The sequence below is a fragment of the Pollutimonas rozaliensis genome (genome assembly GCF_048751585.1).
Lineage (GTDB): Bacteria > Pseudomonadota > Gammaproteobacteria > Burkholderiales > Burkholderiaceae_B.
This window is the reverse complement of the sequence record NZ_JAZHOB010000007.1, coordinates 42,508-66,481: the sequence shown is the minus strand read 5'-3', so window position 1 is coordinate 66,481 and position 23,974 is coordinate 42,508. Positions and strand designations below refer to the sequence as shown.

The window sequence follows — 23,974 nt, the reverse complement described above, 5'->3', positions numbered from 1 at the left end:
ATCCTTGAGGCGCAGCATGCTGGCCTGCTTGAGAAATGAGAGAATCCCATTACTATATCGGATTACCGCGCATGCATAGCGCTTACCGCCACACAAGGATTTTTCATGGCAGATCGATCTTTGCAGGTGGTGTTCCTGGACCGGGACACCATTTCCCCGCAAACCCTGTTGCGCCCCTTGTCGTTCGAGCACGAACTTCAGGTTTTCGGCCGTACCCGGCGTGAACAGGTGGCCGAGCGCATCGCCCATGCCGATATCGTCATCACCAACAAGGTCCCCGTGCGCCAGGAGGCCATCGAACAGGCCAGCCGCCTGAAATTCGTGGCCGTGGCCGCCACCGGCACCGACAACGTCGACCTGGCCGCCTGCGCAAAAAAAGGCATAACGGTATCCAACATACGCGGGTATGCGGTCCATACGGTGCCCGAGCATACCTTCGCGCTGATCTTCGCGCTGCGCCGCAGCATCGTCGCCTATCGTGAATCGGTCAAGGCGGGGCGGTGGTACGACGCCCAGCAGTTCTGCTATTTCGACTACCCCATCAAGGATCTGGCCGGATCCACGCTGGGCATCATCGGCGAAGGCGCGCTGGGCCAATCGGTGGCGGCCATCGGCCGGGCGCTGGGCATGCGTGTGCTGTTTGCGGGACGCAAAGGGGCGGGCAAGCAGGGCAGTCTGTATACGCCATTCGAGCAACTGCTTCAGGAAAGCGACATCATTACCTTGCATTGCCCGCTGAACGATCAAACGCGCGATCTGATCGGCGCGCCCGAATTTGCGCAGATGAAGCGTAAGCCGCTGCTGATCAATACCGCGCGTGGCGGTCTGGTCAACGAGGCGGCGCTGGCCGATGCCATGCGCTCCGGTCAGTTGGGCGGCGCCGGCTTCGACGTCACGACGCCTGAACCGCCCGAGAACAACCATCCACTGGTGCAATTGCTGGATCTGCCCAATTTCATCCTGACTCCGCACGTTGCATGGGCCAGCGATGAGGCCATGCAGGGCCTGGCCGATCAGCTCGTCGATAACATCGAGGCCTTTCATCGGGGAGCCCCCCGCAATGTGGTGGCCGGCTAGAATCCACCCACAAATGTCCAATTTCCCATCAAGGTTTACATCATGCGCGTTGTCATAGCTCCCGACTCCTTCAAAGAAAGCTTGAGCGCGGCGGCGGTCGCCCAAGCCATCGAATCGGGTGTGCGCGACGTCTTGCCGCAAGCCGACACGGTCTGCGTCCCCATGGCCGACGGCGGCGAAGGTTCGCTCGATGCCGTGCTGGCCGCAAGCTCGGGAGAACGCCGTACAGTCATGGTGCAGAACGCCAACAGCGAGCCCTGCGATGCCAGCTGGGGCTGGCTGGGCGACGGCAAGGCCTTTATCGAAATGGCCGCCGCGGGAGGGCTGGAGCAGATACCCGCACAAGAGCGCCGGCCTTTGCAGGCCAGCAGCTATGGCGTGGGGCAGCTTATCAAGGACGCGCTGGACGCAGGCGCCCGGCATATCGTGCTGGGCCTGGGCGGCAGCGCCACCAACGACGCCGGCGCCGGCCTGCTGCAGGCGCTGGGCGTGCGCCTGCTCGATAAGCAGGGCAAGGAATTGCCGGCGGGCGGGGCGGCCTTGCAGATGCTTGAGCGCCTGTCGCTGGACGACGTCGATCCGCGCTTGGCGGAAACCGAGTTCGAGATCGCTGTCGATGTCGATAATCCCTTATGCGGCGAGCGCGGGGCGTCGGCCATATTCGGCCCCCAGAAAGGCGCATCCTCCGCCGACGTCGCGGTCCTGGATGCCGCCATTGCGCATTTTGCCGACGTGTGCGCCCGGCAGTTCCATAAAGACGAGCGGGATACTCCCGGAATGGGTGCGGCTGGCGGCCTGGGCTTCGCGGTCAAGACCTGTTTCAAGGCCCGTTTCAGGCCTGGAGTGGAATTGGTGGCCGAGCTCCTGGGGCTGGCCGAGGCCATGCGCGGAGCGGACCTGGTATTTACCGGCGAAGGCCGCATGGACGCGCAAACCCTGCTGGGCAAGACGCCCGCGGGCGTCGCCCGTTATGCGCAACGGCAGGGCATACCGGTCATTGCCATTGCCGGGTCGCTGGGGGAAGGCTACGAAGCCTTGTACGCCGCCGGCATCACGGCCGCGTTCAGCCTTGCGCCCGGTCCGGTGACGCTGGAGCAGGCCTGCGCCCAGGCTGAAGGCTATCTGCGCCAGCGCGCCGGCGATTGCATGAGGGTCTGGCTGTCCGGACAATCCCGGGCGCATGCATCCATCTAAGCGGGCAACCTTATCTGAACCTTATGTCTGACGCTCCCGATTTTTCGCTCAAAGGCAAACTGGCCCTGATCACGGGTTCGACCCAAGGATTGGGGCTGGCCATCGCGCGGGCCTATGGGGCCAGCGGCGCGCGCGTCATCATCAACGGCCGCCATGCCGGCCGCGTCGGCGCCGCCGTGGCCGGCATGGCGGACAACGGTCATGATGCCCATCCCTTTGTCTGCGACATCGGCGACCTTGCCGGTCAGGCCCCGGCCTTTCAGGAGCTGTGCGAACGAACGGGTGTGCCCGATATCGTTGTCCATAACGTGGGGATCCGCATACGCAAGTCCCTTGAAGACGCCACGCTGGCCGACATGCTGGAATTGATCAACGTGGACTTGATCGCGGCTCTTCATCTGTCCAAGCTTGCGGCCGCCGCCATGGTGGAGCATCGCTTGCAAGGCCGCTTCATTACATTGACATCGATCGCCGGCGAACTCGCCCGGCCGGGCGACGCCATTTATCCGGTTGCCAAGCAGGGCCTGGCCGGCATGGTGCGGGCCTTGGCCGTCGAATACGGCAACCAGGGCATCACGAGCAACGGGATCGCTCCCGGGACCTTCGCGACCGAAACCAACGCCAGCCTGGCGAACGATCCCATCAAGGGCCCCATCGTCCTGGGACGCAATCCCATGGCGCGCTGGGCTCATCCATCCGAGATCGCCGGAGCGGCCGTCTTCCTGGCCTCTCCCAGCGCCTCGTACGTGAACGGCCATATTCTGGTGGTGGATGGCGGTTTCTCGATCACGTTTTAGCGTGTTCCAGCCTTTTCGCGTTAACCGGCTCTGACGCTTAATTGCGCTTTCAGGTGGTCCACAAATGCGCGGACGGCGCGCGGCACGTAGGCGCTATAGGGCCGTATGGCATAGATGGCATCGCCGAACACGCCCACGGGCTTCCAGGCCGGCAATAGCCGCACCAGCGCTCCGGTATCGACTTCGTCCCGCGCGCTGAAATCGGGCAGCAGGGCGATGCCCTGGCCGGCCAGAACCAGCTCGCGCAGGGCTTCGCTGTTGTTGGCGCAGAAATTGCCCCGCAGCGCCACGCTGCGGCGCTCGTCCGGACGCCGGACGGGCGCGAAGCTCCAGGCGGGCGCCGCCGCCGAGCGCAGGTAATACAGGCAATTGTGACCGGTCAAGTCATCCGGGGTTTTGGGGATGCCATGCCGGGCCAGATAGGACGGCGCCGCCACCAGCATGGTGATGGAAGGGCGCAGCAGCCATGCCACATGCGTTTCAGGCACATTGCTGCTATGGCGTATGGCCAGATCGAAGCCTTCCCGCGCCAGCGAACTCAAGTGATCGGACAGTTCCATTTCAATCCGCACATCGGGGCAGGCCTGCAGGAAAGGACTGATGAGCGGAATGATCTTCTGTCTGCCCAGCGCCACCGGAGCCGTCACGCGAACCACGCCACGCGGTTCTTCCGCCAGATCGCGAATACTGTCGAATCCCTGCTCGATGGCAAGGAATGCCTGCCGGGTGCCGTCGACCAGCGCCTGGCCCGCTTCGGTCAGGCGCACGCTGCGCGTCGTGCGCCGCACCAGCGCGACGCCCGATACCTGTTCCAGTTCGGTGATGCGCAGGCTGACGGCGCCCTTGCTGACTCCCAGGCGCTTGGCCGCCGCGGTATAGCTGCCCGCGGCACCCAGCACGCCCAGCCAATATATATGCGACCACATCAATTCTTTCTGGTGTTCTTTCATGGCGTTCCTTGGCGGCTATTCCGTATTGTCTAATAAATTAAACAATGTATCCAGCAATAAGGCCTTGTATGCAGTCTCCGCGCTGCCTATACTTTTTTCATTCCCCCATTCGCCAGGAGACCATAGTGAAAGATCAGAACAGTACAACCGCCGCCATTCCCGCCTACACCGATAAAAACGATGTGGTCAATTTCATTGGCGGCCGGCTGACCCCCAGCAGCGGCGATCGCAAGCAGGATGTATTCAATCCGTCCACCGGTCAAGTGGCCCGGCAGGTGGCGCTTTCCACCCTGGACGATGTAAATGCGGCGGTTGCGGCGGCAAAAGCGGCTTCGCAGGCCTGGGCCGATACGCCGCCGGTGCGCCGCGCGCGCATCATGAATCGATTTCTGCGCTTGATGAATGACAATACCGACGCCATGGCGGCGATGATCACCGCCGAACACGGCAAGGTATTCACGGATGCGCAAGGCGAGGTCGCGCGCGGCATCGACGTGATCGAATTCGCCTGCGGCATACCGCAATTGCTCAAGGGCGACTACACCGAGCAGGTCGCCAACGGCATCGACAACTGGACCCTGCGCCAGCCCTTGGGCGTGGTGGCCGGGATTACACCGTTCAACTTCCCCTGCATGGTGCCTTGCTGGATGTTCCCCGTGGCGATCGCCGCCGGCAATACCTTTATCCTGAAACCCAGCGAACGCGATCCCAGCGTTTCGCTGTTCATCGCCAAACTATTTCAGGAGGCCGGCCTGCCCGATGGCGTGTTCAACGTGATCCAGGGCGATAAGGTCGTTGTCGACGCCTTGCTGGAGCATTCCGACGTGGCGGCGCTGAGCTTTGTCGGATCGACCCCAATCGCGCAGTACATCTACGAACGCGGGGCGCATTTCGGCAAGCGGGTGCAGGCGCTGGGCGGCGCCAAGAACCACATGGTCATTCTGCCCGACGCCGATATCGAACGCACGGTCGATGCGCTGGTCGGCGCGGCCTACGGCTCGGCGGGCGAACGCTGCATGGCGATATCCGTCGCCGTGATGGTTGGGGATGTCGGCAAGAAGATCATGCCCGCTCTGGCCGAGCGCGCCAGGACCTTGAACATCAAGGACGGCATGAGCCTGGATGCCGAGATGGGGCCGGTGGTAAGCAAGGAAGCCTTGCTGCGTATAGAAAGCTATATCGCGCTGGGGGTGGAGCAGGGCGCCGAACTGCTGGTCGATGGCCGGGGCTACAAGGTGGCCGGCCACGAGAACGGATTCTATGTGGGTGGAACGCTGTTCGACAAGGTCACGCCCGACATGAAAATATACAAAGAGGAAATCTTCGGCCCGGTCCTGGCCTGCATTCACGTGGACGACCTGGGTGCGGCCATCGATCTGGTCAATCGCCATGAGTTCGGCAACGGCGTGTCCTGCTTCACCAGCGACGGCCACGCCGCCCGCGAGTTTGCGCGGCGCATACAAGTGGGCATGGTGGGGGTCAATGTGCCCATCCCCGTTCCCATGTCGTGGCACGGTTTTGGGGGATGGAAACGCAGCCTGTTCGGCGACACCCATGCCTATGGCGAAGAGGGCGTGCGCTTCTACACCAAGCAGAAATCCATCATGCAGCGCTGGCCCGAAAACATCACCAAGGGCAATGAGTTCATCATGCCCACCATGTAGGCAAGGAAACAGGCCTGGCCCGCAAGGCCGGCGCCCGCGGGGAGGGGGCTTGCGGCCCCCGCCTTCTTCCGCCCCGCATAAGTAGTAAAGTGACGGCATTCCCCATTGTCATCATCGAGAGCTTTGCATGAGCCGTCCTTTACGTCTGGCAATCAACGGTTATGGCCGCATAGGCCGCTGTGTATTGCGGGCCTTGTACGAGTCGCCCTTGCGCGACACCTTCCAGATTGTAGCGATCAACGAGCCCGCCGATCTGGCGACCATGGCCTATTTGTCGCAATTCGATTCCACCCACGGCGTTTTCCCGGGCAAGGTGGAACAGGCCGGCGATGCCCTGATCGTCAATGGCCAGGCCATACATATCAGCCATGCCCGCAGGCCCGAAGAAGTGGACTGGAAAAGCCTGGAGATCGATTTGCTGCTGGAGTGCTCCGGCCGCTACGGCTCGCGCGAGCAGTTGCAGCAATTCCTGGATGCGGGCTGCCCCAGGGTGCTGGTTTCGCAGCCGGCCAACAGCGCCCAAGACGTCGACTATACGGTGGTCTACGGCATCAACCATGCCGGCCTGACTGGTCGGGAAACGCTGGTATCCAACGCCTCGTGCACCACCAACGCCATCATTCCCGTGCTGTCCGAACTGGATGCCGCCTTTGGCGTGGATCACGCCTTCCTGACCACGCTGCATTCGGTCATGAACGACCAGCCCATGATAGACGGCTATCATCATTCCGATTTGCGCCGCACCCGTTCGGCCATGCAGTCCATCATCCCGGTGGCAACCGGGCTGGCCCAGGGCGTGGAGCGCCTGCTGCCGCAACTGGCCGGCAAGGTGCAGGCCAAGGCCATACGGGTCCCCATACTGAATGTTTCAGCCATCGACCTGATGGTGAAGCTGCAAGCCGATGTGGCCGCGTCGGAGTTGAATGCCTTGCTGATGGAGTCGACCAACCGCTATGCCGGCCTTCTGGCCTATTCGAACCATCCGCATGCATCGGTCGATTTCAATCACAATCCGCATTCGGCCATCATCGATGGCAGCCAGACCCGCACAAATGGCGATGGCTTCGCCAATCTGTTCGTGTGGTTCGACAACGAGTGGGGCTTCGCCAATCGCATGCTCGACGTGGCCAAGGCCTGGTCGGATCGCTTCTGACCACCGGTCCATATCCCCATGACGGCCGCGCCGTTATACCTGCATGCGAGCCCGCCACAGGCGTATAGTTGAAGTCTGGATCGTGCCTGCACGGATGCGGGCACACGCTATTCACACTACAGGAGCAACTATGGCAGCGACTCGCATCGAAACCGATTCCATGGGGGAAATCGAGGTTCCGGCGTCCCGTTACTGGGGAGCGCAGACCCAGCGTTCGATACAGAATTTCCCGATAGGCGTGGCTCGATTCAAGTGGCAGGCTCCCATTATTTCAGCCTTGGGCATCTTGAAGAAGGCGGCCGCGCAGGCCAATGCCGAATTGGGCGAGCTTCCCCAGGATATTGCCGGCCTGATCACGCGCGCCGCCGATGAAGTCATACAGGGCAAGCTGGACGACGAGTTTCCCTTGGTGGTTTTCCAGACCGGCTCGGGCACGCAATCCAACATGAACGCGAATGAAGTCATTTCCAATCGCGCCATCGAACTGGCGGGCGGCGCGCGCGGCGGCAAAACGCCTGTGCATCCCAATGACCATGTCAATCGCGGACAATCGTCCAACGATACCTTTCCGACGGCCATGCATATCGCCGTGGCTCAGGAACTGGCGCGCAAGCTGTTTCCTTCGGTCGGCGCCCTGCGCAACACCTTGGCGGAAAAAGCGGAAGCCTACAGCGACGTCGTCAAGACGGGGCGCACGCATCTGCAGGACGCCACGCCCATTACGCTGGGACAGGAAATAGGCGGCTGGGTGGCGCAGATCGATTTCGCGCTGGACGGCGTGCAATCGGATCTTCCCGGCATCTACGATCTGGCCATCGGCGGCACGGCGGTCGGCACGGGCCTGAATGCGCATCCCCGCTTCCGCGAAACCGCGGCCGGGCATATCGCAGAAATAACCGGCCTGCCGTTCCGCTCCGCCCAGAACAAGTTCTTCGCCTTGTCGGCCCACGATGCCCTGGTCAATTTGTCGGCGTCCTTGCGCACCCTGGCCGGCGCCCTGATGAAAATGGCCAACGATGTCCGCTGGCTGGCCAGCGGCCCGCGCTGCGGCATCGGCGAGCTGATCATTCCCGATAACGAGCCTGGCTCCTCCATCATGCCGGGCAAGGTCAATCCCACGCAATGCGAAGCCATGACAATGGTATGCGTTCAGGTATTCGGCAATGACGCCGCCACGGCCTTCGCCGGAAGCCAGGGTAATTTCCAGCTGAACGTCTACAAGCCTGTGATGGTGCACAATGTCCTGGAAAGCATAGAGCTGCTAAGCGATGCCTGCCTGGCGTTCAACGATCATTGCGCCGCCGGCATCGAGCCCAATCGCGAACGCATTGCCGAAAACCTGGAAAAGAATCTGATGCTGGTTACGGCCTTGAATCGCCATATCGGCTACGACAAGGCGGCCGCCATCGCCAAGAAGGCGCAGAAGGAAAAAACCACCTTGCGCGCGGCGGCCCTGACGCTGGGCTACGTCAGCGCCGAACAGTACGACGCATGGATCAAGCCCATCGACATGACGCACACCTGACAGGAGGCATGGAAGGTCATGGCAAAGCATGTTCACATAAAGCGCGCCTACGAGCCGGCCGCCGAAAAGGACGGCTATCGGGTCTTTGTGGATCGACTGTGGCCGCGTGGGGTATCCAAGCAGGATCTGAAATACGATGCCTGGAACAAGGACCTGGCGCCCAGCCCTTCGCTGCGCAAGTGGTTTTGCCACAAGGTGGAGCATTGGGATCAGTTTCGCGACAGTTACCAGACCGAGCTGCGCGCTCCTGAGCAGATCGCACGTATGCGCGATCTTATCAAGGCGGCCGACGGCCGGCCGATCACGCTGGTGTACGCCGCCAAGGATGCGCAGCACAATCATGCATTGATACTGGCGGCGGAGATCGACAGACTATACTGAACCCGCGCTACGGCATACGCCTGGCATGGGAACGCCGCAGCGGCCTGTCAATGCTAATGGGGAAACCGATATGTGCAGGGGACGATCAAGATGGTTCGCATGCAGCGCGATGGCGGGTCTGCTGGCAATTTTCGGCCTGGCTGGAAACCCGGCAGCCGCGGCCGAGCCCGTCGTCAAAGTCCTGCAGGTGGACGGCATCATCAGCCCGGCCACATCCGATTTCATTACCCGGGGCCTGAAGCAGGCGGCCGACGAGGGCGCCGTGCTGGCGGTGATAGAACTGGATACGCCCGGCGGCCTGGACACCTCCATGCGCTCGATCGTCCGGCAGATATTGGCTGCGCCCATCCCTGTGGCCAGCTTCGTCAGCCCCGGCGGAGCGCGCGCCGCCAGCGCCGGCACCTTCATACTGTATGCCAGCCATATCGCGGCCATGACGCCGGCCAGCAATCTGGGCGCGGCCACGCCGGTGTCCATAGGCGGGCCCGGTCCCGAGCAAGCCCCCGAAGCCGGCGGCGAGAACAAAAAAACCGATGGCGGAACCCTGGCGCATAAGGCGGCCAACGACGCCGCGGCATATATACGCAGCCTGGCCCAGTTGCGTGGGCGAAATGCTGATTTCGCGGAGCGGGCTGTGCTGGAGGCGCGCAGCCTGTCCGCTCCGGAGGCATTGAAAGCCGGCGTTATCGATGTGGTCGCGGCCAGCGTGGAAGACCTGCTTGCCCGCATCGACGGCCGCCAGGTCAAACTGGACAGCGGCGCAACAATCACTTTGTCCACCGCCGGCGCCCGCATCGAGCGGCTGGCGCCGGACTGGCGCACCCGTATCCTGTCGCTTGTGGCCAATCCGCAAGTGGCCCTGATACTGATGATGGTGGGCATCTACGGCCTGTTCTTCGAGCTGACCAGCCCAGGCGCGGCGCTGCCCGGCGTAGCGGGCCTTATCTGCCTGTTGCTGGGACTGTATGCATTTCAGATGCTGCCCGTCAACTGGGCCGGGGTGGGCCTGATTGCCGCGGGCACCGCCATGATGATAGCCGAGGCTTTCCTGCCCAGCTTCGGCGCTTTGGGAGTGGGAGGAATCATCGCCTTCATCCTGGGCGGCCTGTTCCTGACCGACACGGGCATACCGGGCTTCGATCTTTCCGTGCCCTTCCTGATCGGTATCGCCATTGTCAGCGCGGCGCTGATCATGGCGATAGGCGCGCTGGCGGCCCGCGCCCATAAGCGGGCGGTGGTCAGCGGGCGCGAGGAAATGCCCGGCCTGCCCGGCGTTGTAAGCTCGGTGGGGGAGGACGGCGTCGTATACGCCGAAATCCGGGGGGAAAACTGGCGCGTCCAGTGCAAGGAACCATTATCGCCGGGCGATGCCATACAGGTGGTGGCGCTGGACGGCCTCATCCTGCAAGTCATCCGTGTTCGCGCCGGCGGTGGAACCGCCATGCGCTCAAAGGGGGAACGTCATGTTTTATAGCTTCAATATCGGCCTGGCGGCCATCGTCATCGTTCTGCTGCTGGTGCTGTTCAATGCCCTGAAAATCCTGCGGGAATACCAGCGCGGCGTCGTCTTCACCCTGGGCCGCTTTACCAGCGTGAAAGGACCGGGCCTGGTGTTCGTTATTCCGGTGGTCCAGCAGATGGTCCGTGTGGACCTGCGGGTGGTCACCATGGACGTGCCCAGCCAGGACGTGATTTCCCGGGACAACGTATCAGTAAAGGTCAATGCGGTCCTGTATTTCCGCGTGGTGGCCCCTGACAAGGCCATCATCCAGGTCGAGCGCTACCTGGAGGCCACCAGCCAACTGGCGCAGACCACGCTGCGCGCCGTGCTGGGCAAGCACGAACTGGATGAAATGCTGTCCGAACGCGAAAAGCTCAACCTGGACGTACAGCAGATACTGGATGCGCAAACGGATTCCTGGGGTATCAAGGTCACCAATGTCGAGATCAAGCACATAGACTTGAACGAGAACATGATCCGCGCCATCGCCCGGCAAGCCGAAGCCGAGCGCGAGCGGCGCGCCAAGGTCATACATGCCGAAGGCGAGAAGCAGGCGGCCCAGGCGCTGATGGAGGCCGCGGAAATCCTGGCCACACAGCCCTCGGCCATGCAGCTGCGGTATCTGCAGACCTTGACCCAGGTGGCGGGGGATAAAAGCTCGACCCTGGTTTTTCCGATACCGGTCGATCTGCTGTCGTCCTTGGTGGGCAAGAAGTCCGGCTAGCCCGATTGTTCCGCCAGCAATTGCCCGATGGCCGCTCCCGCCCGCAAATCGTCCAGCTGCCCGAAATGATGCAGGCGTATGTGGCCGGCCCGATCGATCAATATCAGGCTGGGCGTGCCTTGCAGCCGGTAGGCTTGCATGGTCACGGGGATGGGCCCATTGTCGGCCGGCGTGTCGATGGCTATAGGGAAACCCAGGCGATACTCATGCACGAAGGCCTCCAGCGAAACCGGCCCCATCGCGGCATGATGCTCGAATACGGTGTGCAGGCCTATCACCCTGACCTTGTCGGGCGGAAATGCGGCATGAATGGCCTTGGCTTGCGGAATCCCGTGGGAAACACAACCGGGACACAGCATCTGAAAGGCATGCAGTACGACGATGGAGCCGCGCAACGATTCCAGGGACAAGTCCTGGCGCGCGTTCAGCCATTGGCTGACTGTCAAGGGCGGCGCTTGTTCATAGGCGATGGCGGTCATGGGGGCTCTTCCTTCTTGGGCATGGGGCTTGCTTTCAGGGCAGGCACGATCCAAATAGTCTAGTCCTTTTCGTTTTTTATGGTAGCGTTTGGGGTTTTTTTCGGGGAGAGACGGAATGCAGATCGGGATGGTGGGTTTGGGCCGAATGGGCAGCAATATGGTGCAGCGCTTGCTGCAAAAAGGCCATGAATGCGCGGTGTACGACAGTCACTCGGAGGCGCGCGAGCGGGCTGGCGGGCAGGGGGCCAAGGCATGCATGGATCTGCCTGAGCTGGTCGCGTCGCTGGCCCGGCCGCGCGCCATATGGTTGATGGTGCCGGCCGCCGTCGTGGACGGTGTATTGGATACTCTGCAGCCTTTGCTCGACAAAGACGACATCGTCATCGACGGCGGCAACTCGTCTTATCACGACGATATCCGCCGAGCCGCCGATCTGGCCTTGGCCGGAATCCGCTACATGGATGTGGGTACCAGCGGCGGTGTCGCGGGGCTGGATCGGGGCTATTGCCTGATGGTCGGCGGCGAAGCGGACACTTTCAGGCATATGGAGCCCGTGTTCGCGGCGCTTGCGCCAGGCCAGGACATGGTGCCACGCACACCCGGCCGCTCCGCGGCCAGCAGCGCCGATAGCGGCTACCTGCATTGCGGCCCGCATGGGGCGGGGCATTTCGTCAAAATGATTCACAACGGCATCGAATACGGGATGATGGCGGCTTATGCGGAAGGCCTCAATATTCTTCATAAGGCCAATATCGGCAAGCACGAGCGTGAAGCCAATGCGGAAACCACGCCTCTGCGCCATCCCGAACATTATCGCTACGACCTGGATATCCCCGAAATCACCGAGCTGTGGCGGCGCGGCAGTGTGATCGGTTCCTGGCTGCTGGACCTGACTGCGCAAGCCCTGCAGGGCGACCCCGAACTGGACGGCTATGCCGGCCATGTTTCCGACTCGGGGGAAGGGCGCTGGGCGCTGGCGGCGGCCATCGATCAGGGCGTTCCCACTCCAGTGCTTAGCGCGGCGCTGTTTTCGCGCTTTGAGTCGCGCGGCAACGCGGTGTATGCGAACCGCGTTCTGTCGGCCATGCGCAAGCAGTTCGGCGGACATACCGAAAAGCCCAGAGGGGGATCCGTGGTGTGACGGCGGCCGAAAACAAGAAAAACATATCCGATGCGCTGGTGCTGTTCGGCATGACGGGCGATCTGGCGCACAAGAAGATATTTCCCGCGCTCTACGCCATGGCCAAGCGGGGTAGGTTGAAGGTGCCCGTAATAGGTGTGGCGTCGTCGGCCATGACACGGGCGCAATTGCGCAAGCGGATAGCCGGCAGTATCCGCCAATCGGGCAAGATCGACGATAGGCCGGCGTTCGAGCAATTGATTTCCCAAGTCCACTATGTCAGCGGGGACTACACCCTGCCCGATACCTTTACGCGGCTGAAGCAGGCGCTGGCCGGCGCGCGCCGGCCCGCCCACTATCTTGCCATCCCGCCATCGCTTTTCGCCACGGTCATCAAAAGCCTGGATGCCTGCGGCCTGGCGCAGGGAGCGCGCGTCATTGTCGAGAAGCCTTTCGGGCGCGACCTGGCCTCGGCCCGTGAACTCAACCGCCTGGCCTGCTCAGTCTTCCCGGAAGAGTCCATCTTCCGCATCGATCACTTCCTGGGCAAGGAGGCGATCATGAATATTCTGTATTTCCGTTTTGCCAATTCCTTCCTGGAGCCTATCTGGAATCGGGATCATATCGACAGCATCCAGATCACCTTGTCGGAAACCTTCGGTGTGGGCAATCGCGGCGGTTTTTACGAAAGCGCGGGATGCCTGCGCGATGTCATCCAGAATCATTTGTTTCAGGTCGTGGCCCTGCTGGCCATGGAGCCGCCCGCCTACCCGGGCTACGACGCCGTGCACTCCGAGAAAGCCAAGGTGTTCCAGGCCATGCGCCCCTTGCAGTCCGAAGATCTTGTGCGTGGCCAATACAAAGGCTACAGACAGGAGGCGCATGTGGACCCGCGCTCCGATGTTGAAACCTACTGCGCGCTGCGCCTGTTCATCGATTCCTGGCGCTGGGCTGGCGTGCCATGGTTCTTGCGTTCGGGAAAATGCCTGGCCCAGGACGCGGCCGAAGTCCTGGTGCAAATGAAGGCGCCGCCGCAAAAGCTGTTTGCCGATTCGCATCCCGCCAGGGGCAGGGCCAATTACCTGCGCTTTCGCCTGTCGCCGCGTTCGGCTGTCGCCCTGGCCGCCCGCGTGAAGCGATCGGGGAAGGAGTTCATCGGTGATCAGCGTGAGCTTTATCTGCTGGATGACGATCCGCTGGAAGAATCGCCCTATGAACGACTGCTTGCCGACGCGCTGGCGGGCGACAGGGCCTTGTTTACCAGCGAAGAGGCGATAGAAGCCGCCTGGGCCGTGCTCGAGCCTGTATTGATCCGTCATTCCAAGGCCTTGACATACGCCGCGGGTGGTTGGGGACCCAGGAAGGCCCGGGAGCTGATCGCCGATCACGGAGGCTGGCACAATCCCGAACCCGAAAGCGCTTGCGGCGATACCCTCCCGACAGCCCCGATTTAGCAGCCCTGAGCACTGACATGAATCCACTGAGTTGCCGTCGCCTTTATCGCATCGCATGCCGAATCGGCATTGCCGCCAGTCTCTTCATCGTGTCGGCCCCGCCCGTTGCGGCACAGGCTGCCGCCGCGCAGAAGCCCGCAGGCGGGAAGGAGGCCGTCATCGTCGATGAATTGCTAGCCGGTCTGGATCACCCCTGGTCCATGGCGTTCCTGCCGGATGCCGAGGGCATCCTGATTACCGAAAGGCCGGGCAAGCTGCGCCTGTGGCGGCGCGAATCAGGCCTGTCCGATCCAATAAAAGGCGTTCCCGCCGTCTACAGCCGCTCTCAGGGTGGGCTGCTCGATGTCGTCCTGGCCCCCAATTTTTCGGAAAGTCGCCGCGTTTACCTGTCGTATGCGGAAAAGGGAGAAGACCGCCAGGCGGGTACGGCGGTGGGCTATGGCGTGCTTTCCCCCGACGCAAGGGAATTGACCGGCTTCACCGTGATATTCAGGCAAGTCCCCAAGCTTTCCACCGGCGAGCATTTCGGTTCCCGCCTGGTATTCGACAAGCAAGGGCATTTATTCATTGCGCTGGGCGAAAACAACCGGCGGCCGACCGCGCAGGATCTGGATAAACTGCAAGGAAAAATCGTTCGCATCAACCCTGATGGAAGCGTGCCGCGGGACAATCCTTTTATTGGCAATAAGCATGCGCGCCCCGAAATCTGGTCCTACGGCCATCGCAACCAGCAAGGCGCCGCGCTGAACCCGTGGTCCGGCCGGCTATGGACGCATGAGCATGGCCCTCGAGGCGGGGATGAAATCAATATTCCCCAGGCGGGACGCAACTATGGCTGGCCCATCGCCACCCATGGAATCAATTATTCGGGGTTCGGCATACCGGAAGCCAAGGGAAGCTCGGCTCCCGGCACGGAGCCCCCGGTTTACTACTGGAAGGTCTCTCCGGCCATATCGGGCATGGCTTTCTATGATGCCGATCGGTTTTCGGCCTGGCGGCATTCCGTATTTATCGGTGCACTGAAGGAGCGGGCCCTTATACGCTTGCAGCTCGAAGGCGACAAGATCGTGCATGAAGAGCGTTTGCTGGAATCCAGGGGCGAACGCATACGCGACGTACGCGTCGGCCCCGATGGATTCCTGTATGCGCTTACGGATGAATCGAATGGCAAGCTTTTGAAAATAGGCTTGAAAAAATAGATTTACTTGATCAAGGTGACCGGAACGTCGACCAGACTGAGTACTTTGATGGTGATGGAGCCCAGCACAAGGCCGCTAACACTGCCCAGGCCGCGCGTGCCCATGATGATCTGGCTGCATTGGTTCTTCTTGGCGTACTCGGCAATGGTCTGCGCAACCGGGCCGACTTCTATCTTTTCCTGGTAGGCCACGCCCGCCTCATCCAGCACCGCTTTGGCCGACATCAGCGCATTGCGGCCTTCGTCTTGATAGAAATCGTTGATGGCTTCCGCGGAAAAGAAGCGCTTGACATTGCCTGACACAATGGGCGGGTGGACGGTAATCAGATGGATGTTTGCCTGCCCCGATTCGCTGGCCTCCTTGATGGCCGCCTTGACCGCACGAACCGCCGAATCGGAACCGTCTACTGGGACGAGTATGGTTTTCATGAGAGCCTCTTTAGGAAGTTATTGTGTGGGTTAAATTTATATAACACTTTACGCATGGGTAGCACAACGAGTGCGGCTGCCTTATATTGCTTATAGTAAAAGACCGGCTGGAACGCGTCATGATTTAAATCAAGAACCGTGCAGGCGCATGACTTCATCAGCAACTAAACAACCTCGACCGCAAGGTAGAGGCCTATTTGGTACGGAGGACTATGGCAGCCCGAATCGAAGACTACGCTTTACTCGGCAATTGCCGCGCGGCGGCGTTGGTATCCAAAGAAGGCTCCATCGACTGGCTCTGCTTTCCCCGCTTCGATGCGCCGGCATGCTTTGCCGCCTTGCTGGGCACGCCGGAAAATGGCCGATGGAAAATTTCCCCTATCGAGGCGGTGCGCAGCGTCAAGCGCCGCTATCACGATGGCACGCTCATCCTGGAAACCACCTTTCATACCGATGATGGCATCGCGACCCTCATCGACTTCATGCCCTCCACCTTAAGGCACTCCAGCATTGCGCGTATCGTCGTGGGCGTAAAAGGAAGGGTGTCCTTCGACATGGATCTGGTCATCCGCTTCGACTACGGCCGGACCATACCTTGGGTCGAACGGCACGATCCGCTGACACTGACGGCTGTGGCGGGGCCAGAAATGCTTGTGCTTCGTACGCCGACGCCCATCAAGGCGCGCGCTCAGCATTCCACGGCGCGATTCAGCGTGTCCGAAGGCGAGCGCAAGGTGTTCACGCTTTCGCACCAGCATTCGCACGAGCCGGTCGCCGAAGGTTTCGATGCCGAAGCGTCTCTGGCGAAGACCGAATACTTCTGGCATGAATTTTCCAGCCGCTGCCCCGATGTCGGGCCCTGGACCGATCTGGTCAAGCGTTCGCTGATCACACTGAAAGCGCTTACCTATCTTCCGACCGGAGGCATCGTGGCGGCGCCCACCACTTCGCTGCCCGAAAAGCTGGGCGGCAAGCGCAACTGGGACTATCGTTATTGCTGGCTGCGCGATGCCACCATGACCTTGCTGGCTTTCATGAGCCTGGGCTATTTCGACGAGGCCCGCGCGTGGCGCGATTGGCTGACCCGTTCGGTTGCCGGCAATCCCAATCAAATGCAGATCATGTACGGCCTGGGCGGGGAGCGCAGCCTGACCGAATACGAATTGCCCTGGCTTTGCGGCTACGAGCAATCGCAGCCGGTGCGCATAGGCAATGCGGCCGCCACACAAACGCAGCTGGACGTCTACGGCGAAGTGGCCGACGCCATGGCACAGGCGATCAAGGGTCATTTGCCGCGCCATCCGCGCATCGAAGCCATTGCCGAAGTCATCGTGCCGTTTCTTGAAAAGGCCTGGCGCGAGCCCGACGAAGGGATCTGGGAAATCCGCGGCCAGCAGCAGCATTTCACGCATTCCAAGGTAATGGCTTGGGTGGCCTTCGATCGAATAGCCACGGTCGCCGGAACGCTGGAAAACGGGGGCGATTTCTCGCGAAACTGCCGGCGGGTGGCCGACGAAATACGCGAGGAAGTCTGCCGCAAGGCCTATGATCCGGAATTGGGCAGCTTCGTTCAATACTACGGCTCGAAATGCCTGGATGCCAGCCTGCTTCACATTGCACTGACCGGCTTTCTTCCGGCGGACGACCCCCGCGTGTTGGGCACTGTCGCCGCCATCGAAAAGCGCCTGATGCGCGACGGCCTGCTGCTGCGCTACGAAACCGAATACGGCGTTGACGGCCTGCCGCCGGGTGAAGGGACCTTCCTGGTCTGTTCCTTTTGGCTGGCCGATGTCTATGTATTGCAGGGGCGGGACGATGACGCCCATGAGCTATTCGAACGCCTGGCGGGCCTGTGCAACGACGTGGGGCTGCTGGCCGAGCAGTACGACCCTCATGAGCGACGCATGCTGGGAAACTTTCCGCAGGCCTTCAGCCATGTCGGCATCATCAACACGGCCCTGAACCTGCACCGGGTGCAAGCCCCGGCGCAAGAACGGGTGCACGCCTGATGGTTTAAGGCAGGGTGGCCAGCAGCGAGCCGGCCAGGCCGCTGGCCGCGACCACCAGCCAGGGGGGGACCCGGAAATACATCAGGGCGCCGAAAGCCAGCAGCCCCAGGCTGAAATCGGCCGGCCTCATGATGGCGCTGGCCCACACCGGTTGGTACAGGGCCGCCAGAAGCAATCCCACGACACCGGCATTGACGCCATCCATCGCCGCGCGCATGCGGCGGTTCCGCCGGAATTGATTCCAGAACGGCAAGGCGCCGCATACCAGCAGGAAGGAAGGAACGAAAATAGCGGTTATGCCCCATATCCCGCTAACCACACCGTTGATGCCGGTATCGATGGAGGCGCCCAGGAACCCGGCAAAGGTGAAGAGGGGGCCCGGCACGGCCTGAACGGCGCCATAGCCGGCAAGAAAAGTGGCATCGGATACCCAGCCCTTGGGCACGACCTCGGCTTGCAACAGGGGCAGCAGTACATGGCCTCCGCCGAACACCAGCGACCCCGCGCGGTAGAACGCGTCGAATATGGCCAGCATGATGCTGCCGGTGGCCTGCGCGGCGATGGGCAGGCCTATCAATAGGGCGGCGAACAGCAACAGCCATGCCAGGCCGGCGGTTCGGCTGATGGGAAAACTCAGATGTCCCGGGCTGCGCGCCTGGATGTCCGCCGGCTTGAACCAAAGCATTCCCAATGATGCAGCCACCGCCATGGCTGCCATCTGCCCGGCTGGACCCGGCCACAACAGGGTCAGGCAGGCCGCGCCGATGGCCAGTCCTATGCGCAAATTGTCGGTGCACAGCCTGCTGCCCATGCCCCACACCGCTTGCGCCACCACGGCCACGGCGGCGATCTTCAAGCCATGCAGGAAGCCGGGTGAAACGAAGTCGCCCCAACTGGCCATGCCCAGCGCGAACAGAATCATGGCCGCCGCGGAAGGCAGGGTGAAGCCCAGCCATGCCGCGAAAGCGCCGGCATAACCCGCCCGGGCCAGCCCTATGGCCATGCCGGTCTGGCTGCTGGCCGGGCCGGGCAGGAACTGGCATAAAGCCACCAGGTCGGCGTAATTGCGATCATCCAGCCATTGGCGGCGTGTAACGAATTCGTCCCGGAAGTAGCCCAGATGCGCGACGGGGCCCCCAAACGAAGTAAGTCCCAATCGCAGGAAAGCCAGGAAGACCTTCCATGCTTCTTTGGCGGATCGGTGTGCTGTTGCGGGGTCTGAGTTGGCGGTCATGGATAAGGGAAGCGTCGGAAAGATCGTGACATAATAATCAGAGTTGCCGTGAGTTGCCCATTCGATACACTGAGCATTATGAAAAAGCTATACAACGACAGCCAAGCTGAAACCATCAGCGTCAATATTACAGGGCGGGTGCAAGGAGTCGGCTTTCGGGCCGCGACGGTCCGCCAGGCCCATCTGCTGGGTGTCAGGGGATGGGTGCGCAACCTGGAGGACGGCTCGGTGGAGGCTTTGCTGCAGGGCCCGCATGACCGGGTCGATCGCATGCTTTCATGGCTGCATGTCGGACCACCCGGCGCTCGAGTCGGTGAAGTCAACCATCGCGAAACGTTCACCGAGCGCTATTTCGAGCGCTTTGAGCAAATCTAGGCTACCCCGGGACGCGCCGCCGATATCCGGCTCCGGTTGGCGGCGGCGCGCCCTCCCGCATCAGGCGTGCTTTTTCACCCACGCCACATAGCGATCCATCCAGCCCTGCAGGAAGTCCTTGCTGGCGGGGCCTATGTTGCCGGCCTCATCGAACAGCTTGTCGTTCGCCTGAATGAAGGCCTCGGGCTGGCCCATGGTGGGGGCATCGAGATAGGCCAGAATATTACGCAGGTGCTGTTGCGCCAGCGCCGAGCCGATAGCGCCAACCGAGACGCCGATAACACCGGCGGGCTTGCCGGCCCAGGCGCTCTGGCCATAGGGGCGCGAAGCGTTATCGATGGCATTTTTCAGCACGCCGGGAATGGAACGGTTGTATTCCGGTGTAACGAACAGCAGCCCCTGCGATGCCGTTATTTCGCTTTTAAGGCGCTTGACGGAATCGGCCTGATCCCCGTCGTCATCCTGGTTGTACAGGGGCAGATCGCCGATCTCCAGGGGCTTGAAGGAGAATTCAGGCGGTCCAAGGCGGGTAAGCGCCTGGGCCAGCTTGCGATTGAAAGAATCTCTTCTAAGGCTGCCTACGACTACGGCGATCTGATATTGACTCATGGCGATCTCCTGTATGGATATATAAAAAATGGGAACTGCGCCCGGATAGTGTGATTCAAGCCGACTCTATTCACAACCCTTTTCCGAAATGGCTTAGCGGTTCAGGCAACCGCACAGGCGAGTCGGCGGCGGGGGCTTTACACTGATCCGGATGCTGAAGGACTATGATGTGGCAAAGGGTTCGCGCGGCATTGTTTTCACTTCAGGAGAAACAGCATGGATCAGTCGATGTACCCGGTCATGTCCAAAGAGCTTGCCAAGCAAAGGGCCGATCTGGCGCCCGATATACAGGCGGCGTTCAAGGCCTTCAGCTCCGCCGTATTCGCCGAAGGCGCCTTGCCCAAAAAGACCAAGCAGCTTATCGCCGTGGCGGTGGCCCATGTCACTCAGTGCCCCTATTGCATCAAGGGCCATACCGAGCTTGCCGTCAAGCAGGGAGCCAGTGAACAGGAGATCATGGAAGCTATCTGGGTCGCGGCCGAAATGCGGGCCGGCGGCGCCTACGCCCATTCAACGCTGGCGCTGGACACCATCAATCACGCCAAGAGCCACGCGCCGGGCTAAACCGGCGGCCAAAAGGAAAGCGACGGCAATTGGGCTGGGCTGGCCGCGCACAGCCCGCCTTACGCCAAAAGGCCGTCGGCAATCAGGCCTGGAAAAGGTTCCGCTGGATCTGTTCCAGGTGCCCCAGCAATAATGCGCGGGCCTGGGCCGCATCGCGGTCCTTGAGCGCTTCCACGATGCCGCGGTGCTGCATTTCGTATTGGCGTCGGCGCTCGGCGGTCAGCGAGTTGCGTTTTAACCGGCCCCATTCGCCTTGTTCCCGCACGCGGTTCGTCAGATCCAGAATATGCAGGAAGAAAGAGTTGTGTGTAGCCTGGGCAAACGACCTGTGCAGCGTCTCGTCCCAGTGCTCGAATTCTTCTATGGTCTGAGCCGCTTCGGATTTTTCCAGGCATTCCTGCATGAGGGCAAAGTCCGCCGCACTTGCATTCAAGGCAATCAGGGCGGGCATCAGGGGCTCGATAAGCAGGCGCGCCTCCATGAGTTCGGCGGGGCTGGTGTCCAGCGCCGGACTTTGGACCGCGCTGGGCGCTTGAAGGCTGTGCGCGGCGGCGGACGCGAAAGTGCCGCTGCCCACCGCTTGCGTAATCAGGCCTTGCTGGCGCAGTTCCCCCAGCACCCGGCGCACCGCGCCGCGCGAAGTGTCGAATCGCTGGCTGAGCTCACGTTCGGGCGGCAGTTTTACCCCTTCGCGCAGGCGGCCCGCCGCCATTTCCTCCAGCAGATGGCGGGCAAGCGCCTTCGCACCGGCGGCGCGGGTACCCAGCTTCGCAAGCAAATCATCCATGACCCAATTCCAATTCCTTATGCATAGCATTGCGATGATATTTTAACGATACCAATTGGTCAACAATGACAAGAACGCTTCCTATTGTGCGGGTCCAATTTCAGCTCTAGAATGCATTTGACCAGGCCTATTAGGCTTGAAAACCAAAACTGGAACCAATTGGTAAAACAGGAGCAGAATGCGATTCGCAACATTTACGCAAGGGGAAAGCACGGAGCGCCTCGTGGGCGCGGTATCGGCCGACGGATCAAGCATCACCCGGCTGGATATCCCCATCGAACAGGCGCGCAAAGGGGTGCTCGCCCTGATCGATCTGGCCGGCAAGGGAGAAGACCTTTCCAAACTGTCGGGCCCCAGCCTATCGATGGATTCCGTCGTGCTTGCGGCTCCCATTCCAGTGCCTCGACGCAATATTTTCTGTGTCGGGCGCAACTACCATGCGCACGCCAAAGAGCTATCCGGTTCGGTCTTCAAAGCCAACAACGCCGACCCGGCGGCATGGCCCATCGTGTTCACCAAGTTTCCGGAATGCGTGGTGGGGCCCAAGGACAATGTCGTCTTGCCCGGCGCCGTGTCCAATCAGATCGACTACGAAGCCGAACTGGCGGTCGTGATCGGCACGGGCGGGAAGAACATAAGCCGCGATGACGCCCTGAAACATGTATTCGGCTACACCATCGTCAACGATGTCACGGCGCGCGATGTCCAGATGCGCCATCAGCAGTGGGACCTTGGCAAGTCTTTCGACACGTTTTGCCCCATGGGCCCCTGGGTGGTGACCGCCGACGAACTGGATGGCACCAATACCCGGGTGCGCTGCTGGGTCAATGGCGAGCCGCGCCAGGATGGCCACACGCGGGATTTCATTTTCGACATACCCGCTCTTATCGAAACCTGCTCGCGCGGCATCACCTTGCTGCCGGGCGATATCATCGCCACCGGCACGCCCGCCGGCGTCGGAATGGGCCTGACCCCGCCGCAATACCTGAAAGCCCACGATGTGGTGCGTATAGAAATAGACGGGCTGGGAGTGCTTGAAAACAGATTCATCTAAGCCATCGACCAAATCGATACCGAGGAGACAACAAATGCATAAAACAACATTGAAGACACTGGGCGCCGTCGCCGCGCTGCTTTTATCCAGCAGCGTTATGGCTAAGTACCCCGACCATGCCATCAAGATGATCGTACCCTTCCCACCGGGAGGCGTCACCGATACGGTAGCCAGACCGATAGCCGACGCCATGTCGCGCAATCTGGGGCAGCCGGTGGTCATCGAGAACAAGGTCGGGGCGGGCGGAGCGATCGGAGCAGGCGAGGCGGCGCGCGCCAAACCCGACGGCTACACCATCATGCTTATGCTTTCGTCCATATCCATCCTGCCCGAGGCCGACAAGATCCTGGGCCGCAAGGCGGCCTATGAAACCAGCCAGTTCAAGCCCATCGCCCGCATTACGGCCGATCCGACCGTCCTGGTGGTGCGCGCCGATTCTCCCTGGAAGACGGCCAAGGAATTCGTGGAAGCGGCCAAAAAGCAGCCAGGCAAGATCAACTACGGCAGTTCGGGCATCTACGGCTCCATGCACGTTCCGATGGCTATGCTGGAAAGCGCCGCCGGCATCAAGCTGACCCATGTCCCGTACACGGGCGCGGGGCCGGCCGTGGCGGCGCTCCTGGGTGGACAGGTGCAGGCCATTTCCACCGGCCCGTCCAGCATTGTGCAGCATATCAAGGCGGGGAAGGTGCGCGCCCTGGCGCATTGGGGCGACAAGCCGCTGGCAACGCTGCCCGATGTGCCCAGTCTTGAGTCGCTGGGCTACGATGCCAAGTTCGTGCAGTGGTCGGGGATATTCGTGCCGGCGGATGTGCCGGCCGAGGTCATAAAGACCTTGCGCGCCAGCGCCAAAAGCGTCGCCAACGACCCGGACATTCAGGCCAAGGTCCTGGCGGCGGGCAGCCCCATCGAATACATGGACGCACCCGAATTCCAGAAGTACTGGGACACCGACGACGCCGCGCTGGTCAAGGCGGTAAGAAATATCGGCAAGGTGGACTGACGTTGCGGGTGGCGCGGGTTTCGGGGAGATTCACCGCGCCCATCCGGACATCCTGTATGCCTGGTGTGCAAGATCGCTGCGATAATGGCTGTTGACACCGCTGCTACCCGACGCGGGGGCTTGCGGTGCCATAACCATCATACGTATACAGAAGCGACGATATGCAGCCTATAAGCGGCCAGATTTTCCTCGACGAGCGCGAGGTCGAGTTCACCATGATCCGGGCCCAGGGAGCGGGCGGCCAGAACGTCAACAAGGTGTCCAGCGCCGTTCACCTGCGTTTCGACATCCAGGCATCCAGCCTTCCCGAAGAGGTCAAGACCGCCTTGCGCGAACTGAATGACAGGCGCATATCGAAAGACGGTGTCGTCGTAATCAAGGCTCAGGCCTTTCGCAGCCAGGACAAGAACCGCGCCGACGCGCTGGAAAGGTTGATCGAGCTGTTGCGCCAGGCCCTGGACAAGCCGGTGCCGCGCAAGGCAACGCGGCCCACGCGGGCCTCTCAGCGCCGGCGGGTACAGCGCAAGACCTTGCACGGAGAAGTCAAGAAGCTTCGCGCCAAGGTCAGCGATTTCCACTAGGGTCGCCGACGCGCACGGCCGTCCGCGCGCCATAAAGTGCAAGCGGATGCAAAATAAAGGGGCGGCCTGGAATAAACCGCGGGCCCTGTGCGTTTAGCTAGTGTCTGTCCGG

Annotated in this window: 24 protein-coding genes; 18 read left to right on the top strand and 6 right to left on the bottom strand. The window is 61.5% G+C overall.

Features of this window, described 5'->3' with window-relative positions:
• The first annotated feature begins 105 nt into the window (after positions 1 to 105).
• Genes V0R37_RS13935 through V0R37_RS13925 form a run of 3 tightly spaced genes read left to right on the top strand, consistent with a single transcriptional unit; the run spans position 106 to position 3,068 of the window.
• The gene (locus V0R37_RS13935; protein ID WP_420375097.1) at positions 106 to 1,077 is read left to right on the top strand and encodes a D-2-hydroxyacid dehydrogenase; all 972 of its coding nucleotides are present in this window, start codon (positions 106 to 108) and stop codon (positions 1,075 to 1,077) included.
• A gap of 42 nt (positions 1,078 to 1,119) precedes the next feature.
• Positions 1,120 to 2,271 (top strand): glycerate kinase, encoded by a 1,152-nt coding sequence (locus V0R37_RS13930; protein ID WP_420375096.1) that lies wholly within the window; start codon positions 1,120 to 1,122, stop codon positions 2,269 to 2,271.
• 23 nt (positions 2,272 to 2,294) lie between these two features.
• The gene (locus tag V0R37_RS13925; RefSeq protein WP_420375095.1) at positions 2,295 to 3,068 is read left to right on the top strand and encodes an SDR family oxidoreductase; all 774 of its coding nucleotides are present in this window, start codon (positions 2,295 to 2,297) and stop codon (positions 3,066 to 3,068) included.
• A 20-nt stretch (positions 3,069 to 3,088) separates the two neighbouring features.
• On the opposite strand, the gene V0R37_RS13920 is transcribed toward V0R37_RS13925, so the two are convergent.
• On the bottom strand, positions 3,089 to 4,018 hold the full coding sequence (locus tag V0R37_RS13920; protein ID WP_420375094.1) for a LysR family transcriptional regulator: 930 nt from the start codon (positions 4,016 to 4,018) through the stop codon (positions 3,089 to 3,091).
• A gap of 155 nt (positions 4,019 to 4,173) precedes the next feature.
• Here V0R37_RS13920 and V0R37_RS13915 point away from each other — a divergent pair, with 155 nt between their 5' ends.
• The 6 genes from V0R37_RS13915 to V0R37_RS13890 all read left to right on the top strand — a co-directional run bounded on the left by V0R37_RS13915 (position 4,174) and on the right by V0R37_RS13890 (position 10,966).
• Positions 4,174 to 5,682, top strand: a complete 1,509-nt coding sequence (locus tag V0R37_RS13915) for a CoA-acylating methylmalonate-semialdehyde dehydrogenase (protein ID WP_420375326.1) — start codon at positions 4,174 to 4,176, stop codon at positions 5,680 to 5,682.
• Positions 5,683 to 5,809: 127 nt separating this feature from the next.
• Positions 5,810 to 6,835: a type I glyceraldehyde-3-phosphate dehydrogenase gene (locus tag V0R37_RS13910; protein WP_420375093.1), complete on the top strand. Its 1,026-nt coding sequence runs from the start codon at positions 5,810 to 5,812 to the stop codon at positions 6,833 to 6,835.
• Positions 6,836 to 6,965: 130 nt separating this feature from the next.
• Positions 6,966 to 8,360, top strand: a complete 1,395-nt coding sequence (gene fumC, locus V0R37_RS13905; protein WP_420375092.1) for a class II fumarate hydratase — start codon at positions 6,966 to 6,968, stop codon at positions 8,358 to 8,360.
• An 18-nt stretch (positions 8,361 to 8,378) separates the two neighbouring features.
• On the top strand, positions 8,379 to 8,741 hold the full coding sequence (locus V0R37_RS13900; protein ID WP_420375091.1) for a DUF488 domain-containing protein: 363 nt from the start codon (positions 8,379 to 8,381) through the stop codon (positions 8,739 to 8,741).
• A 109-nt stretch (positions 8,742 to 8,850) separates the two neighbouring features.
• Positions 8,851 to 10,215, top strand: coding sequence for an NfeD family protein (locus tag V0R37_RS13895; RefSeq protein WP_420375090.1), 1,365 nt, complete (start codon positions 8,851 to 8,853; stop codon positions 10,213 to 10,215).
• Positions 10,205 to 10,966: a slipin family protein gene (locus tag V0R37_RS13890; protein ID WP_420375089.1), complete on the top strand. Its 762-nt coding sequence runs from the start codon at positions 10,205 to 10,207 to the stop codon at positions 10,964 to 10,966. The genes V0R37_RS13895 and V0R37_RS13890 overlap by 11 nt, the downstream gene beginning before the upstream one ends.
• Here the strand turns inward: V0R37_RS13890 and V0R37_RS13885 are convergent.
• Entirely contained in the window at positions 10,963 to 11,445 is a 483-nt protein-coding gene (locus V0R37_RS13885; protein WP_420375088.1) for a redoxin domain-containing protein, read from the bottom strand. The two genes, V0R37_RS13890 and V0R37_RS13885, sit on opposite strands and share 4 nt — an antisense overlap.
• A gap of 115 nt (positions 11,446 to 11,560) precedes the next feature.
• On the opposite strand from V0R37_RS13885, the gene gnd reads away from it, so the two are divergent.
• The 3 genes from gnd to V0R37_RS13870 are packed head-to-tail and all read left to right on the top strand — an operon-like array spanning position 11,561 to position 15,218.
• Complete coding sequence (gene gnd, locus V0R37_RS13880; protein ID WP_420375087.1) at positions 11,561 to 12,586, top strand: phosphogluconate dehydrogenase (NAD(+)-dependent, decarboxylating); 1,026 nt, start codon at positions 11,561 to 11,563, stop codon at positions 12,584 to 12,586.
• A complete protein-coding gene (gene zwf, locus V0R37_RS13875) occupies positions 12,583 to 14,019 on the top strand; it encodes a glucose-6-phosphate dehydrogenase (protein WP_420375086.1) in 1,437 nt (478 codons plus the stop codon). The genes gnd and zwf overlap by 4 nt, the downstream gene beginning before the upstream one ends.
• Positions 14,020 to 14,036: 17 nt before the next feature.
• Positions 14,037 to 15,218: a PQQ-dependent sugar dehydrogenase gene (locus tag V0R37_RS13870; RefSeq protein WP_420375085.1), complete on the top strand. Its 1,182-nt coding sequence runs from the start codon at positions 14,037 to 14,039 to the stop codon at positions 15,216 to 15,218.
• A gap of 2 nt (positions 15,219 to 15,220) precedes the next feature.
• On the opposite strand, the gene V0R37_RS13865 is transcribed toward V0R37_RS13870, so the two are convergent.
• Positions 15,221 to 15,646 carry a universal stress protein gene (locus V0R37_RS13865; protein ID WP_420375084.1) on the bottom strand — a complete coding sequence of 142 codons (426 nt, stop codon included), beginning with the start codon at positions 15,644 to 15,646 and terminating at the stop codon, positions 15,221 to 15,223.
• 212 nt (positions 15,647 to 15,858) lie between these two features.
• Between V0R37_RS13865 and V0R37_RS13860 the strand changes: the two genes are divergently transcribed.
• Complete coding sequence (locus V0R37_RS13860; protein ID WP_420375083.1) at positions 15,859 to 17,655, top strand: glycoside hydrolase family 15 protein; 1,797 nt, start codon at positions 15,859 to 15,861, stop codon at positions 17,653 to 17,655.
• Between the two features lie 4 nt (positions 17,656 to 17,659).
• On the opposite strand, the gene chrA is transcribed toward V0R37_RS13860, so the two are convergent.
• A complete protein-coding gene (gene chrA / locus V0R37_RS13855) occupies positions 17,660 to 18,889 on the bottom strand; it encodes a chromate efflux transporter (protein ID WP_420375082.1) in 1,230 nt (409 codons plus the stop codon).
• A 78-nt stretch (positions 18,890 to 18,967) separates the two neighbouring features.
• On the opposite strand from chrA, the gene V0R37_RS13850 reads away from it, so the two are divergent.
• The gene (locus V0R37_RS13850; RefSeq protein ID WP_420375081.1) at positions 18,968 to 19,264 is read left to right on the top strand and encodes an acylphosphatase; all 297 of its coding nucleotides are present in this window, start codon (positions 18,968 to 18,970) and stop codon (positions 19,262 to 19,264) included.
• A 60-nt stretch (positions 19,265 to 19,324) separates the two neighbouring features.
• Here V0R37_RS13850 and V0R37_RS13845 read toward each other — a convergent pair whose 3' ends face one another.
• A complete protein-coding gene (locus tag V0R37_RS13845; protein ID WP_420375080.1) occupies positions 19,325 to 19,873 on the bottom strand; it encodes an NADPH-dependent FMN reductase in 549 nt (182 codons plus the stop codon).
• Between the two features lie 216 nt (positions 19,874 to 20,089).
• Between V0R37_RS13845 and V0R37_RS13840 the strand changes: the two genes are divergently transcribed.
• Positions 20,090 to 20,437 carry a carboxymuconolactone decarboxylase family protein gene (locus tag V0R37_RS13840; protein WP_420375079.1) on the top strand — a complete coding sequence of 116 codons (348 nt, stop codon included), beginning with the start codon at positions 20,090 to 20,092 and terminating at the stop codon, positions 20,435 to 20,437.
• 82 nt (positions 20,438 to 20,519) lie between these two features.
• Here the strand turns inward: V0R37_RS13840 and V0R37_RS13835 are convergent, their stop codons facing one another.
• Entirely contained in the window at positions 20,520 to 21,224 is a 705-nt protein-coding gene (locus V0R37_RS13835; protein ID WP_420375078.1) for a FadR/GntR family transcriptional regulator, read from the bottom strand.
• Positions 21,225 to 21,402: 178 nt separating this feature from the next.
• On the opposite strand from V0R37_RS13835, the gene V0R37_RS13830 reads away from it, so the two are divergent.
• From V0R37_RS13830 to arfB, 3 genes are all read left to right on the top strand, one after another.
• Entirely contained in the window at positions 21,403 to 22,278 is an 876-nt protein-coding gene (locus tag V0R37_RS13830) for a fumarylacetoacetate hydrolase family protein (protein WP_420375077.1), read from the top strand.
• A 34-nt stretch (positions 22,279 to 22,312) separates the two neighbouring features.
• A complete protein-coding gene (locus V0R37_RS13825; protein WP_420375076.1) occupies positions 22,313 to 23,281 on the top strand; it encodes a Bug family tripartite tricarboxylate transporter substrate binding protein in 969 nt (322 codons plus the stop codon).
• Positions 23,282 to 23,442: 161 nt separating this feature from the next.
• Positions 23,443 to 23,862, top strand: a complete 420-nt coding sequence (arfB, locus tag V0R37_RS13820; RefSeq protein ID WP_420375075.1) for an alternative ribosome rescue aminoacyl-tRNA hydrolase ArfB — start codon at positions 23,443 to 23,445, stop codon at positions 23,860 to 23,862.
• Positions 23,863 to 23,974: the final 112 nt, after the last annotated feature.

Coding starts and splice junctions, on each gene's coding strand:
- V0R37_RS13935 (WP_420375097.1), top strand. CDS start 106: ATGGCAGATCGATCTTTGCAGGTGGTGTTCCTGGACCGGGACACCATT.
- V0R37_RS13930 (WP_420375096.1), top strand. CDS start 1,120: ATGCGCGTTGTCATAGCTCCCGACTCCTTCAAAGAAAGCTTGAGCGCG.
- V0R37_RS13925 (WP_420375095.1), top strand. CDS start 2,295: ATGTCTGACGCTCCCGATTTTTCGCTCAAAGGCAAACTGGCCCTGATC.
- V0R37_RS13920 (WP_420375094.1), bottom strand. CDS start 4,018: ATGAAAGAACACCAGAAAGAATTGATGTGGTCGCATATATATTGGCTG.
- V0R37_RS13910 (WP_420375093.1), top strand. CDS start 5,810: ATGAGCCGTCCTTTACGTCTGGCAATCAACGGTTATGGCCGCATAGGC.
- fumC (WP_420375092.1), top strand. CDS start 6,966: ATGGCAGCGACTCGCATCGAAACCGATTCCATGGGGGAAATCGAGGTT.
- V0R37_RS13900 (WP_420375091.1), top strand. CDS start 8,379: ATGGCAAAGCATGTTCACATAAAGCGCGCCTACGAGCCGGCCGCCGAA.
- V0R37_RS13895 (WP_420375090.1), top strand. CDS start 8,851: ATGGCGGGTCTGCTGGCAATTTTCGGCCTGGCTGGAAACCCGGCAGCC.
- V0R37_RS13890 (WP_420375089.1), top strand. CDS start 10,205: ATGTTTTATAGCTTCAATATCGGCCTGGCGGCCATCGTCATCGTTCTG.
- V0R37_RS13885 (WP_420375088.1), bottom strand. CDS start 11,445: ATGACCGCCATCGCCTATGAACAAGCGCCGCCCTTGACAGTCAGCCAA.
- gnd (WP_420375087.1), top strand. CDS start 11,561: ATGCAGATCGGGATGGTGGGTTTGGGCCGAATGGGCAGCAATATGGTG.
- V0R37_RS13870 (WP_420375085.1), top strand. CDS start 14,037: ATGAATCCACTGAGTTGCCGTCGCCTTTATCGCATCGCATGCCGAATC.
- V0R37_RS13865 (WP_420375084.1), bottom strand. CDS start 15,646: ATGAAAACCATACTCGTCCCAGTAGACGGTTCCGATTCGGCGGTTCGT.
- V0R37_RS13860 (WP_420375083.1), top strand. CDS start 15,859: ATGGCAGCCCGAATCGAAGACTACGCTTTACTCGGCAATTGCCGCGCG.
- chrA (WP_420375082.1), bottom strand. CDS start 18,889: ATGACCGCCAACTCAGACCCCGCAACAGCACACCGATCCGCCAAAGAA.
- V0R37_RS13850 (WP_420375081.1), top strand. CDS start 18,968: ATGAAAAAGCTATACAACGACAGCCAAGCTGAAACCATCAGCGTCAAT.
- V0R37_RS13845 (WP_420375080.1), bottom strand. CDS start 19,873: ATGAGTCAATATCAGATCGCCGTAGTCGTAGGCAGCCTTAGAAGAGAT.
- V0R37_RS13840 (WP_420375079.1), top strand. CDS start 20,090: ATGGATCAGTCGATGTACCCGGTCATGTCCAAAGAGCTTGCCAAGCAA.
- V0R37_RS13835 (WP_420375078.1), bottom strand. CDS start 21,224: ATGGATGATTTGCTTGCGAAGCTGGGTACCCGCGCCGCCGGTGCGAAG.
- V0R37_RS13830 (WP_420375077.1), top strand. CDS start 21,403: ATGCGATTCGCAACATTTACGCAAGGGGAAAGCACGGAGCGCCTCGTG.
- V0R37_RS13825 (WP_420375076.1), top strand. CDS start 22,313: ATGCATAAAACAACATTGAAGACACTGGGCGCCGTCGCCGCGCTGCTT.
- arfB (WP_420375075.1), top strand. CDS start 23,443: ATGCAGCCTATAAGCGGCCAGATTTTCCTCGACGAGCGCGAGGTCGAG.